The organism is Kitasatospora sp. NPDC001527 (genome assembly GCF_040298605.1).
Taxonomy (GTDB): Bacteria; Actinomycetota; Actinomycetes; order Streptomycetales; family Streptomycetaceae; genus Kitasatospora.
On the sequence record NZ_JBEPAM010000006.1, the window covers coordinates 285,758 to 298,717 of the forward strand.

Annotated in this window: 12 protein-coding genes; 7 read left to right on the forward strand and 5 right to left on the reverse strand. The window is 74.5% G+C overall.

Features of this window, described 5'->3' with window-relative positions; all coding sequences use genetic code 11:
* Positions 1 to 11: 11 nt before the first annotated feature.
* The 6 genes from ABT238_RS09285 (at position 12) to ABT238_RS09310 (ending at position 5,114) form a co-directional block, all read left to right on the forward strand.
* Positions 12 to 656 (forward strand): amino acid ABC transporter permease, encoded by a 645-nt coding sequence (locus tag ABT238_RS09285; protein WP_350563816.1) that lies wholly within the window; start codon positions 12 to 14, stop codon positions 654 to 656.
* Positions 653 to 1,522, forward strand: a complete 870-nt coding sequence (locus tag ABT238_RS09290; RefSeq protein WP_350563813.1) for an amino acid ABC transporter permease — start codon at positions 653 to 655, stop codon at positions 1,520 to 1,522. Before ABT238_RS09285 ends, ABT238_RS09290 begins: the two co-directional genes overlap by 4 nt.
* 135 nt (positions 1,523 to 1,657) lie before the next feature.
* The gene (locus tag ABT238_RS09295; protein WP_350563810.1) at positions 1,658 to 2,563 is read left to right on the forward strand and encodes a LysR family transcriptional regulator; all 906 of its coding nucleotides are present in this window, start codon (positions 1,658 to 1,660) and stop codon (positions 2,561 to 2,563) included.
* Between the two features lie 86 nt (positions 2,564 to 2,649).
* A complete protein-coding gene (locus tag ABT238_RS09300; protein WP_350563808.1) occupies positions 2,650 to 3,216 on the forward strand; it encodes a cysteine dioxygenase family protein in 567 nt (188 codons plus the stop codon).
* Between the two features lie 7 nt (positions 3,217 to 3,223).
* A complete protein-coding gene (locus ABT238_RS09305) occupies positions 3,224 to 4,279 on the forward strand; it encodes a YeiH family protein (protein WP_350563805.1) in 1,056 nt (351 codons plus the stop codon).
* 127 nt (positions 4,280 to 4,406) lie between these two features.
* On the forward strand, positions 4,407 to 5,114 hold the full coding sequence (locus ABT238_RS09310) for a spermidine synthase family protein (RefSeq protein ID WP_350563803.1): 708 nt from the start codon (positions 4,407 to 4,409) through the stop codon (positions 5,112 to 5,114).
* Positions 5,115 to 5,158: 44 nt separating this feature from the next.
* Here ABT238_RS09310 and ABT238_RS09315 read toward each other — a convergent pair whose 3' ends face one another.
* The 4 genes from ABT238_RS09315 to ABT238_RS09330 form a co-directional block, all read right to left on the reverse strand.
* On the reverse strand, positions 5,159 to 7,450 hold the full coding sequence (locus tag ABT238_RS09315) for a glycosyl hydrolase family 18 protein (RefSeq protein ID WP_350756304.1): 2,292 nt from the start codon (positions 7,448 to 7,450) through the stop codon (positions 5,159 to 5,161).
* A gap of 305 nt (positions 7,451 to 7,755) precedes the next feature.
* Positions 7,756 to 9,627 carry a hypothetical protein gene (locus ABT238_RS09320; protein ID WP_350756306.1) on the reverse strand — a complete coding sequence of 624 codons (1,872 nt, stop codon included), beginning with the start codon at positions 9,625 to 9,627 and terminating at the stop codon, positions 7,756 to 7,758.
* A 135-nt stretch (positions 9,628 to 9,762) separates the two neighbouring features.
* Complete coding sequence (locus ABT238_RS09325) at positions 9,763 to 10,587, reverse strand: TetR/AcrR family transcriptional regulator (protein ID WP_350756308.1); 825 nt, start codon at positions 10,585 to 10,587, stop codon at positions 9,763 to 9,765.
* Between the two features lie 21 nt (positions 10,588 to 10,608).
* Entirely contained in the window at positions 10,609 to 11,133 is a 525-nt protein-coding gene (locus ABT238_RS09330; protein ID WP_350563794.1) for an NUDIX hydrolase, read from the reverse strand.
* A 61-nt stretch (positions 11,134 to 11,194) separates the two neighbouring features.
* Between ABT238_RS09330 and ABT238_RS09335 the strand changes: the two genes are divergently transcribed.
* The gene (locus ABT238_RS09335; RefSeq protein WP_350563791.1) at positions 11,195 to 12,415 is read left to right on the forward strand and encodes a serine hydrolase domain-containing protein; all 1,221 of its coding nucleotides are present in this window, start codon (positions 11,195 to 11,197) and stop codon (positions 12,413 to 12,415) included.
* A gap of 15 nt (positions 12,416 to 12,430) precedes the next feature.
* Here the strand turns inward: ABT238_RS09335 and ABT238_RS09340 are convergent, their stop codons facing one another.
* Entirely contained in the window at positions 12,431 to 12,754 is a 324-nt protein-coding gene (locus ABT238_RS09340; RefSeq protein ID WP_350563789.1) for a nuclear transport factor 2-like protein, read from the reverse strand.
* Between the last annotated feature and the right edge of the window lie 206 nt (positions 12,755 to 12,960).

Consider the following 12,960-nt stretch of genomic DNA (forward strand, 5'->3'; position numbering starts at 1 on the left):
AGGGCCGGGCTGTGAAGACGCTGACCGACAACTGGTCGACCTACTGGGAAGGCTTCCTCGGCACCCTCTCGCTGTTCGCGGTGAGCGCCGTGCTGTCGCTGGTGATCGGGGTGCTGATGGCGAGCTTCCGGGTCTCGCCGGTGCGGCCGCTGCGGGTGTTCGGCACCGCCTGGGTGACCCTGCTGCGCAACACCCCGCTGACCCTGCTGTTCTTCATCGTGGTGCTGGGCCTGCCGCGGTTCGACATCACCCTGCCGTTCTTCACCTTCGCGGTGCTCGCGCTCGGTTGCTACACCTCCGCGTTCGTCTGCGAGGCGATGCGCTCGGGCGTCAACACCGTGCCGGTCGGCCAGGGCGAGGCGGCGCGCAGCCTGGGCATGACCTTCGGCCAGACGATGGGTGTGGTGGTGCTGCCGCAGGCGTACCGCTCGGTGGTCGCCCCGATCGGCAGTGTGATGATCGCCCTGGCGAAGAACACGGCGATCGCCGGGTCGTTCAGCGTCACCGAACTGCTCGGCACCTACCGCACCATCAACGAGCTGGGCTACAGCATCATCTGGACCTTCGTCTGGATCGCCGTGGGCTATCTGATCATCACCCTGGCCATCAGCGCCGTGTTCAACCTGCTGGAACGACGGACGGCGGTGTCGCGATGACGGCGGAATCCTCGGCGCTCTACGACGTCCCCGGCCCGAAGGCGCTCGCCCGGCACCGGTTGTACGGCGGGATCGCGCTGCTGGCGATCGCCGGGCTGATCGGCTGGATCGTCTACATGCTCTTCCACACCGAGCAGTTCACGGCGGCCAAGTGGACGGCCTTCCAGTACGAGGGCGTCCAGGACCTGCTGCTGCGCGGGCTCGCCAACACCCTCAAGGCGTTCGGCTGGACGGTGCTCTTCGCGGTGCCGTTCGGCGCGCTGTTCGCCGTGGGGCGGCTCTCCGACCACCGGGTGGTGCGCTGGCTGTCCACCCTGGTGGTGGAGTTCTTCCGGGCCATGCCGGTGCTGGTGATGATCTTCTTCGTCTTCGTCGCCCTCAAGGTGGCCCCGCTCTGGGCGCTGGTGACGGGACTGGTGCTCTACAACGGCTCGGTGCTCGCCGAGGTGTTCCGGGCCGGCGTGCTGGCGGTGCCCAAGGGTCAGCGGGAGGCGGCCTTCGCGCTCGGCATGCGCAAGTACCAGGTGATGTCGTACGTCCTGGTGCCGCAGGCCGCCCGGGCGATGCTGCCGGCCATCATCAGCCAGCTGGTGGTGGCGCTCAAGGACACCTCGCTGGGCTTCCTGATCACCTATGAGGAGTTCCTGCACGCCGGCAAGCTGATCGCCACCAACCTGGACTACGACCTGCCGTTCATCCCGGTGGTGATGGTGATCGCGCCGATCTACATCGGCATGTGTCTGCTGCTCTCCTGGTTCGCCCACTGGGTGGAGCGGCGCAGCCGGCGCAGTCCGAGCACCCGCGGCGGGGCCCCGGTGGCGCCGGCCGAGGTGTCGATGGGCCTGCCGCCGTCCGCCCAGCAGTGACCGGCCCGCCCGGCAGGGACGGACGGTTCCCGGGTAAACCATAGGTGCGGCCGGGGTCTGGATCGTTACCTCCAAACTCTGCTTATGATTGCCGGACCAGTGGCACGACGGCCGGGCGGAGGGACAGTGGAGCCGGTGTTCGACTCTCGGCACATCAGGACCTTCCACGAGGTCGTCCGGGCGGGCTCCTACTCGGCGGCTGCCCGCGAGCTCGGCTACACCCAGCCCGCCATCACCCAGCAGATGAAGGCCCTGGAGCGCACCGTCGGCCTGCCGCTGTTCACCCGCGCCGGGCGCGGGCTGCGGCTCACCGAGGCCGGCGAGGCGCTCGCCCGGCACGCCGAGCAGATCCTCGGCAGCCTCTCCGCCGCCCAGCAGCAGCTCGCCGCCCTCGGCCGGCTGCGCGCCGGGCGCGTGCGGGTCTGCGCCTTCCCCAGCGCCAACGCCACCCTGATACCGGAGGCGATGGCCCGGCTGCTCGCCGAGCACCCCGGCGTCCGGGTCGAACTCCTGGAGGCCGAGCCGCCGGACTCGGTGCAGCGCCTGCTGCGCGGGGAGTGCGACATCGCGCTGGCCTTCCGCTATCCGGGTGCGCCCGCCGAGGTGCCGGACGGGCTCGACGAGATCCCGCTGATGGAGGACCTGCTGACGGTGCTGCTGCCGGTCGGCCACCCGCTCGGGCGCCGGCACGCCGTCCGGCTGGCCGACCTCGACGGCGAGCGCTGGATCGCCGGCTGCCCGCGCTGCCGGGCCAACCTGCTGCAGGTCTGCGCCGAGCAGGGCTTCGCCCCGGACATCGTGTTCTCCACCGACGACAACCTCGCCGTGCAGAGCCTGGTCGCCGCCGGGGTCGGGATCGCGCTGATGCCCGCCCTGGTGCTCTCCTTCATGTGCCACCGCAAGGTCACCGGCCGGGCGGTCGAGCCGCACCTGCGCCGCCAGGTCAGCGCGTACGTGCTCCGCGAGCACCGGCGGATCCCGGCGACCGCGCTGGTCCTGGACCACCTGCGGCAGGCCGCCGCGGCGCGGGTGGGGTGCTGAGCACCGCACACCGATAAGCGGTGGTTGGGGGAGAGCGAAAGAACCCTCCTTGGACGTGATGGGTCGGCGACGGCGACCCTGCTGGCATGACAACGTCAGCCACGGTCGGCAGCGGCCGGCTCACCGAGCGCATGACCGCCTTCGTCGGCGAGATCCGCGCGGTCGTGGACCGCGGCCTGCCCCCCGAGCTCACCGCCTACCTGGTCGGCGAACGGCTCGCCCCGCACCTGGGCGAGGCCGAACTGCTCACCGCGGACCAGCGCGAGGGCGACCCCGAGCGCTACCGCCAGCACGTCCTGCACGCCGAGAGCGACGGCTCCTTCTCCGTCGTCGCCCTGGTCTGGCTGCCCGGCCAGCACACCCCGATCCACGACCACGTCTCCTGGTGCGTGGCCGGGGTCCACCAGGGTCAGGAGAGCGAGACCCGCTACCGGCTGGTCTCCGACGGGCGCACCGCACGCCTGGTCGAGACCGAGCACGTGGTCGGCCCGGCCGGCACTGTCGCCGCCTTCGCCCCGCCCGGCGACATCCACCTGGTGCGCAACGCCTGCGGCGCCACCGCCATCTCCATCCACGTCTACGGCGCCGACGTCTCCCGGCTCGGCACCAGCATCCGGCGGGTCTACCGGCTGCCCGCCGGCGACCAGCGGTGAGCCCCGGATGGCACTGACCCTCCGGGACCGCGCGGCCCGTCCGCGCACCCGCGCCCTGCCCCCGCTCGGCGGGGACGCCCCCGGCCTGCTGCTCGCCGCGCTCGGCGTCGCCGCCGCGCTCGCCGTCCACCAGGCCGTCCCCGCCGTGCCCGAGCTCACCGCCGCCGTGGTGCTCGGCGTCGCCGCCGCCCACCTGCCCGGTCTGCGGCCGGTGGTCCGCGGCGTCGCCCGGCCCGGGCTCTCCACCGCCGGCAAGCGGCTGATGCGCCTGGGCATCGTGCTGCTCGGCCTCAAACTGAGCCTCGACGACGTGCTGGGCCTCGGCTGGGCCACCGTCGCCATGGTGCTCGCGGTGGTCACCGCCACCTTCGCCGGCACCCTCTGGCTCGGGCGCCGGCTGGGCCTGCCCGGCGACCAGCCGCTGCTGATCGCCACCGGCTACTCGATCTGCGGCGCCTCGGCGATCGGCGCGGTCAGCCAGGCCGCCGGCAGCGAGGAGGAGGACGTCGCCGCCTCCGTCGCCCTGGTCACCCTCTGCGGCACCCTGGCCATCGCCGTCCTGCCGCTGCTCCAGCACCCGCTCGGCCTGGACGCGAGCGGCTTCGGCCGCTGGGTCGGCGCCGGCGTGCACGACGTCGGGCAGGTGGTCGCCACCGCGCAGAGCGGCGGGGCGGGCGCGCTGCGCGAGGCGGTGCTGGTCAAGCTGATGCGGGTGGTCCTGCTCGCGCCGCTGGTCGCCGGGGTCGCGGTGGCCGCCCGGCGCTCGCACCGGCGCGCCGGCACCGCGCCCGCGGGCGGCAAGCGGCCGCCGCTGGTGCCGCTGTTCGTCGCCGGGTTCCTGGCCATGATTGCGCTGCGCACCACCGGGGTGCTGCCCGAGCGGGCCCTGACCCTCGCCGGGGACGCCCAGGAACTGCTGCTCGCCGCCGCGCTGTTCGGGCTCGGCAGCGCCGTCCACCTGCCCACCATGGTGCGCACCGGCGGGCGGATCGCGCTGCTCGGGCTCGGCTCCTGGGTGGTGGTCGCCGGGGTCTCCTACGCCGGGGTGTTGGCCACCACGTAAACACCGGGCGGCCTGCGCGGGTTCGGGCTATTGTCGGGCGGGTGGTCCGGTCCGCCGGCCGGTGGGGCCGGCCGCCTCGGCCGGCCTGCGCATCCGTGTCCCCGAGTGCCGCAGAGGAACCCACCGCATGTCCACCGCACTGCCCGGACGGGACGGCTCCGCGGCCGTCGTCACGCTCGACCGGCGCGAGGGCCCCTACGGGGAGGTGGCACTGCGACGGCGCGGGGGCCACTACGAGATCATCGCCAACGGCTGCTTCCTGATGGACACCGCCGACGGGCGCTCCGAACGGCTGCTCGTCGGGGCGGCGCTGGACGAACTGGAGCGGACCGGGCCGCTGGCACACCCCTCGGTGCTGATCGGCGGGCTCGGCGTCGGCTTCTCGCTGGCGCACGCGGCGGCCGAGCCGCGCTGGGGCCGGATCGCCGTCGTGGAGCGGGAGGGCGCGGTCATCGACTGGCACCGCGGCGGCCCGCTGGCCGCCTTCTCGGCGGGCGCGCTGGACGACCCCCGCGTCGAGGTGCTGCACACCGACCTGCTGGAGTACCTGGCCGGCGCCGACGGCGCCCGCTACCACGCGCTCTGCCTGGACATCGACAACGGCCCGGACTGGACGGTCACCGACGGCAACGCCGGGCTGTACGGTCCGGAGGGGCTGGCGGTGCTCCGGGACCGGCTGGAGCCGGGCGGGGTGCTGGCGGTGTGGAGCGCGCAGCCCTCCGCGGCCTTCGAGGAGGCGCTGCGGGCGGGCGGGTTCACGGATGTGACGACGCGGGAGGTCGCGGTGGCCCGGGGCGTGCCGGACGCCGTGCACCTGGCCCGCCGCGCGCGGTGAGCGCGTGACGGGCCAGGTGGTGGAGGGGGTTCCTTCCGGCGGGGCTACTTCAGGCCGTTGTCCACCGCGGCCATCAGCTCACCGTTCGGCGTGTCGCCGTCGAAGGCCCAGATCATCGCGCCGGCCAGCCCCTGGGACTTGATCCAGGCGGTCTTGCGGGCGATCTCGGTCGGGTCGTCGTAGGTGTAGAAGACGTTCCCGTTGTAGATGTAGGAGTGGCCGGCCACCGGGTCGCGGTAGATGGTGTAACCGCCGCTGGTGGCCATCTCCTTGAGCCGCTTGTAGTCCTCGAAGCCCGCCTCGTAGGTGCCCGGGCCGGGGCCCGTCGCGGTCTGGAAGAGGCCGTTGGTGGTGCCGCGCGGCACGCCCGTCCAGCCGCGTCCGTAGAACGGGATGCCCAGGGTGAGCTTGCTCTTCGGCGCGCCGCCGTCCACGTACGCGGCGATCGCGACCTCGGAGCTGAACTGGCGGGCCGGCGGGTTCGGGTCGCCGGCGGCGACCTTGATGCCGGACTGCTGGTTGGTGACCATCTCCCAGCCGCCGTGGTAGTCGTAGCCCTGGATGGTGGCGAAGTCGAAGGCGCCGAACAGGCCCGGGATGTCGATGCCCGCGGTGACCTTGGCCGGGTCGGCCGGGAGGAAGGCGCTCAGCGTGTAGTGCTTGCCGGTGGTGGCGCCGAGGGCGTCCAGCTGGCGGCGGAACTCCTGGGCCAGCAGGGTGTAGTTGGCCTTGTCGGCGGGCCGGAAGATGTTCCCGGTGTGCCCGTCGGAGTTCGGCCACTCCCAGTCGAGGTCGATGCCGTCGAAGATGCCGGCCGCGCTGCCCGCGCCGCCGCGGCCGTCGATCACCGGCAGGTTGCCCTTGATGTACATGTCGATGCAGGAGCTGACCAGCGCCTTGCGGGAGGCGTCGGTGGCCGCCGCGTCGGAGAACCACTTGCTGTACGACCAGCCGCCCAGCGAGATCTGGACCTTGAGGTTGGGGTACTTGGCCTTGAGCTGCTTCAGCTGGTTGAAGTTGCCGGCCAGCTTCTGGTCCCAGGTGTCGGTGGTGCCGGCCACCGAGGTACCGGCGTCCCAGCCCCGGCCGAAGTCGGCCCAGGCGTCACCGGCGCCGTCGCCCGCGTTCGGGTCGTTGTCCGGCCCGGCCGCCTTGTTGGTGATGAAGCACTGCTTGGTGCTCGGGTGGATGTTGGCGAAGGCGTAGTTGATCACCGAGAGCCGGCCGGCCGAGCCGGAGGTGTCGAGCTGCTTCACGCTGTAGCCGCGGGCGTAGATGCTCCACTGGGTGAAGTAGCCGATCTTCAGCGCGCCGCCGGTGCCGCCCTTCTTGGTGCGGCCGGTCACCGGGCCGGAGACCGGGGAGACGTTGCCGGCCGCGTCGCGGGCCTTGACGGTGAAGGTGTACTCGGTGTCCGGGGCCAGGCCGCCGACGGTGCCGGAGGGGCTGGTGACCGTGGTCACGACGCCGTTGCTCGCGGTGATGTCGTAGGCGGTGACGCCGATGTTGTCGGTGCTGGCCGCCCAGCTCAGCGAGACCGAGCTGGAGTCCGAGCCGGTGACGACCGGGGTGCCGGGCGTGGTCGGCGCCTCCTTGTCCTCGATCGGCGGCGGGGTGGTGACGCTCACCGGGCCGGCCGCCGCCGAGCGGTTGCCCGCCGCGTCGAAGGCCTGGACGGTGAACTGGTAGGTGGTGCCGCCGGTCAGGCCCTGCACGGTGACCGAGGTGGTGGCACCGTCGGTGGTGGCCACCTTGGTGCCGTCCCGGAACACGTCGTAGCCGGTGACGCCGACGTTGTCGGTGCTGGCCGTCCAGGAGAGGGCCGCCGTGGTCTGGGTGACGGTGCCGGACTTCAGGGCGCCCGGGACGCTCGGCGGGGTCAGGTCGTCGCCGCTGCCGTCGCACGGCTTGCCGTTCAGTTTGCAGTTCGCCAGCGGCTGGTAGGCGCCCGAGTAGGCGATGTTGAAGCCGACGTTGTAGGTGCCGCCGGCCGGCAGGGTCGAGGCCCAGCCGGGGTTCTTCACCGTGACGTGGGAGGCCGAGGTGGTGTAGGAGGCGTTCCACAGGCCCGCGACGGTGTTGCCGGTGGGCAGGTCGAACTCCAGCGTCCATCCGTTGACCGCGGCGCTGGAGCCGTTGGTGATGGTGTAGCTGCCCTCGTAGCCGCTGCCCCAGTCGCTGCCCTTGGTCAGGGTCGCGGTCACGGATCCGGCGGCGGCCTCGGCGGCGGCGCCCGCGGCGGCGTGGGCCAGGGTGGCCGGAAGGGCGGCGCCGAGCAGGGGGACGAGCAGGGTCCCGGCCGCGAGCAGCGGCAGGCTGATCCGACGTCTGCGCATGGATGTGGCTCCTGTCCTGGGGGCCCGGGCAGGACCGGACGCCCCGTTACCCGTGGGGAGGTGTCAGGTGCGTGGAGCGGCGTGCTCCGGCCATGGGGGTGGCACGGAACGGATCCTCGGGCCGTCGGGGTGCCACGGAGGATCCTGTGCCGAGGGTAGGGAGCGGACCGGTCAACTGGCAATAGGTCTGTACCAGTTGCCGATCGTGGACATGGCGGCGGGGGACGGCGAACGCCCTGACGAGCGGGGCCGTCAGGGCGTTCGCGGTGCGGTGGTGTGGCCGGGGTGGTGGCGCGGGCTTCGGCTCAGGCGAAGGGGTCCCGGGCCGGGGCCGCCTCGGGCGCGGCCTCGGCCGGGGCGGCCGGTTCGGCGTCGGGCTGCGGGGCGAAGGGGTTGAAGTCCGGCGGCGGGACCATCACCGGAGTGCCCTTGCCGGGGCCGGGGGCCGCGGCGGGGGTGTCCCCGGGGACGGCCGGCGGGGTGCTGGGCGGCGGGGGGACGACCGCGGGCCGGGGGGCCGGGACGGTGGTGCCGAACGGGTCGCCGGCCCGGTCCGCGGCGGTCACGGTGCCGAACGGGTCGGTGGCCGGGGCGGCCGCGGGCTGCGGGGCGGCGGGCAGGGGTTCGGGGGCCGGGACGCCGCCCATGATGCCGAAGGGGTCGAAGTCCGGCGGGGGCACCATCACGGGCGTGCCCTTGGGCGGCTCGTCGCTCTCGGGGGTCTGCGGTTCGGGGGCCGGGACGCCGCCCATGATGCCGAAGGGGTCGAAGTCCGGCGGCGGGACCGTCACCGGCGTGCCCTTGGGCGGGGTGGGCGCCTGCGCGGCGTCGTCCGGCACCAGGATCGGCTGGGCCGGGGTCGGGTCGGCGACCGGGGCGAAGGGGTTGAAGTCGGCCGGCGGGACGCGCACCGGCGTGGCGTCCGCCTCGGGCGCGGGCGGGGCCGGGGGAGCGGTGGGCGGGGCGGGCGGGGCGGGCACGGGCGGGGCGACCGGGGTGGCGAGCACGCCGTCCCAGCCGAACTGCACGCTCTTCAGCAGCTCGGCGAAGACGTCCGTGTACAGCTCCCAGTCCTGCGGCTGGGCGGTGCTCAGCTGCACGCAGAGCACCGAGACGCCGTCCGGCAGCGGGACGAACGCCTGCACCACCGAGGTGACCGCCCAGCGGCGGGCCCCGTCGGCGGTCAGCGGGCCCGGCACCGGGACGCTGCGGCCCTCGACCAGGACGGCGGCCGGTCCGGCGGGCAGCAGCACCGTCCAGACCTCGGCGTACCGGCGCACGGTGGCCAGTTCGGTGGCGAGACCGGTGATCGGCAGCGGGTGGCGGGCCAGCGAGACGACCAGGGTCGCCTCGGTCGGGCGGCCGTCCAGGTGGAAGGCGCCGACGCCCGCGTAGACGGTGCCGGAGGCGGTGACGGCGTCCGCCAGGGCGGCGGCGATCAGCGCGAAGTCGCGGCGCTCGGCCGGGCCGGCGCCGCTGAACAGCTCCTCGGCGGTCTCGGCCAGGTGCGCGGTCAGTCCGGCGGCGGCCGCGACGGTGGCCGGGGCCGCCCCGTGGCCGGCCGGGATGCCGTCCACCGGGCCGGTGCGCACCGTCCGGGCGGAGACGCCGGGCGGGCCGTCCGGCGAGGTGAGCGTGTGGAAGCCCGGCGGGACGACCAGGCGGACCTCGGCGCCCGCGCCGGTGGGCAGTTCGACCGGCTGACGGGTCTGCTGACCGGCGGCCAGCGCGGCCAGCGGCGCGGCGAACGCGGGGCGGAGCTTGGGGTCGGCGGGCTCGCCGGTCACCGGCAGCTCGAACCGCTCGGCGGTGAGCGCCTCGGCGGAGCCGCCCGCCGCGCCGCGGACCGGGCCGGCGGCGCCGTAGCGGGACAGCAGCGCACCGGTCACCAGCGGCGCGAGCGCCGCGCCGCTGCCCGGGCGGGCGGTGCCGGCGGTGACCACGGTGCCGAGCCGGTCGACGGCGGTGTGCACCGGGCCGTTGGGCGCCATCGGCAGGTGGAACAGGGCGTCGGCGGCCGGGTGCGCGGCGGCCCGCAGGCCGGTCAGCGCGGCCGCGGGGTGGCGCGAGGTCCGGGCGCCGAGGAGGGCGTCGGTGAGGCTGCCGAGGGTCGCGGAGACCCGCTCCGCGGCCGCGAAGGGGTTGGCCTCCGCGCTGAACTGGCCGTCCTGGGTCAACTGTTGAGCCCCCCGCTCTGCTCGCTGTGCGTTCGGTGGTCCGTGGACCCCGGCCCCGGGGGTGACCGGCGGGCCGTCGGATCCGTGCACATTCCTATCAGAGGCCGCCGACGCGGCAGAACCGGCCGTCCGGCGTCAGCCGGCGGCCTGCCCGGCGGGGCCGGGGGCGGCGGCCAGCGTGGTGAGCGCGCCGGCCAGGCCCGGGACGGCCAGCAGGCCCGCGAGGTCGCGCACCAGCCGCCCGGTCGGGCCGTCCGGGCGTTCGTCGGCGAAGAAGCCGGCCAGCTCGGCGGCCAGCGCGGGCTCCCGGGCGGCGGTCAGGGTGAGCGCCGCCACGAACTCCTGCACCAGGTGCAGCTGCAGGTCCGCCAGCGGAACCGAGCGGTCGGCCAGCCACTCCAGCGAGGTGATCTCGGCGTTGGCGATCCAGGCCCGGACGGCCAGCCGCAGCCCCGGGCTGGGCGAGGACAGCGCCAGATGGCCGAGGATCTGGTCGTGCGCGGCCTGCCGGACCTCGTCGATCACCGCCGAGGTGTTGGTGCTGGCCGTCACCGACCCGCCGCGCAGCAGCGCCGCGAAGCCGGGGCCGTGGCTCTGCACGAAGTCCAGGTAGCGGCCCATCACCCGGTACAGGCGCTCGGAGAGCGGCCCCTCGGCCGGTTCCTCGAACCGGGCCGACAGCTCCCGGCCGGCCCGGCGCAGCGACTCCTCGTAGATCGCCTGCTTGCCAGGGAAGTAGTGGTAGACCAGCGGCCGGGAGGCACCCGCGGCGGCGGCGATGTCGTCGATCGACACCTCCTCCGGCGGCCGGTGGCTGAACAGCTCCAGCGCCACGGCGATCAGCTGCTCGCGCCGCTCGTCCACACTGAGCCGGCGGCGCTGCCGCCCGGCGGACTCCGGACGGTCGCCGCGCACCGGCGCGGACGCGGAGGAGGGGGCCGACGGCGTGCGGGATGCCATGCGCGCCACCCTATCCGCCGGTCAGGCGGGGTGGTGGGCCAGGTAGCGGCGGTAGGCCTCGCGGCCGTCGGGGACGAACTCGTCGTGGTCGAGGCGTTCGGCCAGTTCGGCGGGGGTGAGCCAGGCGTGCCAGGCGACCTCGGACTTCTGGGGGGACACCGGGCCGTCCCACTCGGCCTCGTGGACGTCGGACCACCAGGCGAGGCCGTCGCCGCGGAAGAGGAAGCGGAACAGCGGGCGGGGGGTGATGCCGGTGACGCCCAGTTCCTCCTCGGCCTCGCGGACGGCGGCCTGCTCGTAGGTCTCGCCGGCGCCCACCACGCCGCCGACGAACATGTCGTGGGCGCCCGGGGCGAAGAGCTTGGTGTCGGTGCGCCGGTGGACGAAGATCCGCCCGGCCGGGTCGCGGACCAGGACGAAGACGCACCGGTGCAGCAGCCCGCGCCGGTACACCTCCCCGCGCGGGGCGGTTCCGGTCACCCGGTCGTGCTCGTCGACGACGTCCAGCAGTTCGTCGGCGGGATCGGTCTGCGCAGGCTCGGTCATGACCGACAGGTTAGGGTTTCCGGGCGATTCATGGACATGCGAACGGCGAGGACGGCACGCGGTGGCGGAGATCTGGGGCGAGACGGCCGGGGGCTTCGAGCCGGTGCGGGAGGCGTTCGCGCGCAACTTCCGGGAGTACGGGGAACTCGGCGCGGCGTTCGCGCTGTACGTCCGCGGCCGCAAGGTGGTCGACCTGTGGGGCGGTGACGCCCGGCCCGAGGTGGGCGGGCGGCCCGCGCCGGCCGTGCCCTGGACGGCGGACACCGCGCAGGTGCTGCGCTCGGTCACCAAGGGCCTGACCGCGACCACCGCGCTGCTGCTCGCCGAGCGCGGACAGCTCGACCTGGACGCCCCGGTGGTCTCCTACTGGCCGGAGTTCGGGGCCGCCGGCAAGGGCGGGGTGCCGGTGCGCTGGCTGCTGTCCCACCAGGCCGGGGTGCCCGCCCTGGACGTGCCGCTGCGGCTGGAGGACGTGCTCACCTGGGAGCGGGCGGCGGCCGCGGTGGCCGCGCAGGCGCCCGCCTGGGAGCCCGGCACGGCGCACGGCTACCACCCGTACACCTTCGGCTGGCTGGTCGGCGAGGTGGTGCGCCGGGTGAGCGGGCGCACCGTGGGCCAGTACTTCGCCGAGGAGATCGCCCGGCCGCTCGGCCTGGACCTGTGGATCGGCCTGCCGGCCGGCGCCGCGCCCCGGGTGGGCCGGCTGGTCGACCTGCCGGCCCCGGTGGCCGCCCGGACCGGCCCGAGCGGGCTGCGGCTGCGGGCCAAGCAGTCGGTGCGGGACGCCTACCAGAACCCGGACTCGCTGACCGCCCGGGCGTTCGCCTCGGTGCGCCCCGGGGTGGACCTGAACGACCCGGCGGTGCGGGCCGCCGAGATCCCCGGCGCGGGCGGGATCGGCACGGCGCGTTCGGTGGCCCGGTTCTACGCGGCGCTGATCGGCGCGGCCGACCGGCACGGCAGCGGCGGCGGGACGCTGCCGCCGCTGCTCGGGCCCGAGGTGCTGGCCCGGGCGGTCGGGCCGGCGGTCAGCGGCCCGGACCGGGTGCTGATCGTCAACTCGACGTTCGGACTGGGCTTCTTCCGGCACAGCCCGACCGCGCCGATGGCCTCGCCGGCGAGCTTCGGCCACCCGGGCCGGGGCGGCTCGCTGGGCTTCGCCGACCCGGAGCTGGGGATCGGGTTCGGGTACGTGACCAACGGCATGCAGCCCGGGGTGACCGGGGACATCCGCTCCCGCACGCTGATCCGGGCGGTGCGGGAGTGCCTCGGGGTGTCCTGAGGGGCGGGGCCCGGGTCAGGCCTGGCCGGTCTCGAAGTGGCTGATCAGGCCGTCCTCGACGGTGAAGCGCCAGGCGGTGCGCATCTCGCCCCAGGTCTCGTTGCGGTAGTCGGCGACCAGCGCCCGCCCGCCGTCGGACTCGGAGCGGACCTCGATGTGCCCGCGGACGGTGAAGATCTCCCGGTCGATCCAGTCCTGGAGGTCGCGCTCGGAGCCGTCGTCGGCCATGGTCGCGTCCGGGGCGAGCAGGTCGACGAAGGCCTGCCGGTTGCCCGCGTTGATCGCGGTGACGGCGGCGCGCACGGTGGGGTCGGAGAGTTTGGCGGGGGCGATGGTCATCCGGTCTCCCAGGAGTCGAAAAGCGGGTCGGGACTCCTGTTTAGGGCCTGGGCCGGGACGCGCCGCGCATGTCGGCGGCGCGTCGGGGATTTCAGGGGATTCATGTGCTTGGATCCCGATACGGGTGATTCACCTCCAGGGGTCCCCGACCGGGCCACGGGGAGTGGCGTGCGGAGTGGGAAGTCGGCCGGCCCGACTTCCCACTC

Excerpts from the sequence above, each read along its gene's own strand:
- ABT238_RS09290 (WP_350563813.1), top strand. The coding sequence starts at position 653 with ATGACGGCGGAATCCTCGGCGCTCTACGACGTCCCCGGCCCGAAGGCG.
- ABT238_RS09300 (WP_350563808.1), top strand. The coding sequence starts at position 2,650 with ATGACAACGTCAGCCACGGTCGGCAGCGGCCGGCTCACCGAGCGCATG.
- ABT238_RS09305 (WP_350563805.1), top strand. The coding sequence starts at position 3,224 with ATGGCACTGACCCTCCGGGACCGCGCGGCCCGTCCGCGCACCCGCGCC.
- ABT238_RS09310 (WP_350563803.1), top strand. The coding sequence starts at position 4,407 with ATGTCCACCGCACTGCCCGGACGGGACGGCTCCGCGGCCGTCGTCACG.
- ABT238_RS09315 (WP_350756304.1), bottom strand. The coding sequence starts at position 7,450 with ATGCGCAGACGTCGGATCAGCCTGCCGCTGCTCGCGGCCGGGACCCTG.
- ABT238_RS09325 (WP_350756308.1), bottom strand. The coding sequence starts at position 10,587 with ATGGCATCCCGCACGCCGTCGGCCCCCTCCTCCGCGTCCGCGCCGGTG.
- ABT238_RS09330 (WP_350563794.1), bottom strand. The coding sequence starts at position 11,133 with ATGACCGAGCCTGCGCAGACCGATCCCGCCGACGAACTGCTGGACGTC.
- ABT238_RS09340 (WP_350563789.1), bottom strand. The coding sequence starts at position 12,754 with ATGACCATCGCCCCCGCCAAACTCTCCGACCCCACCGTGCGCGCCGCC.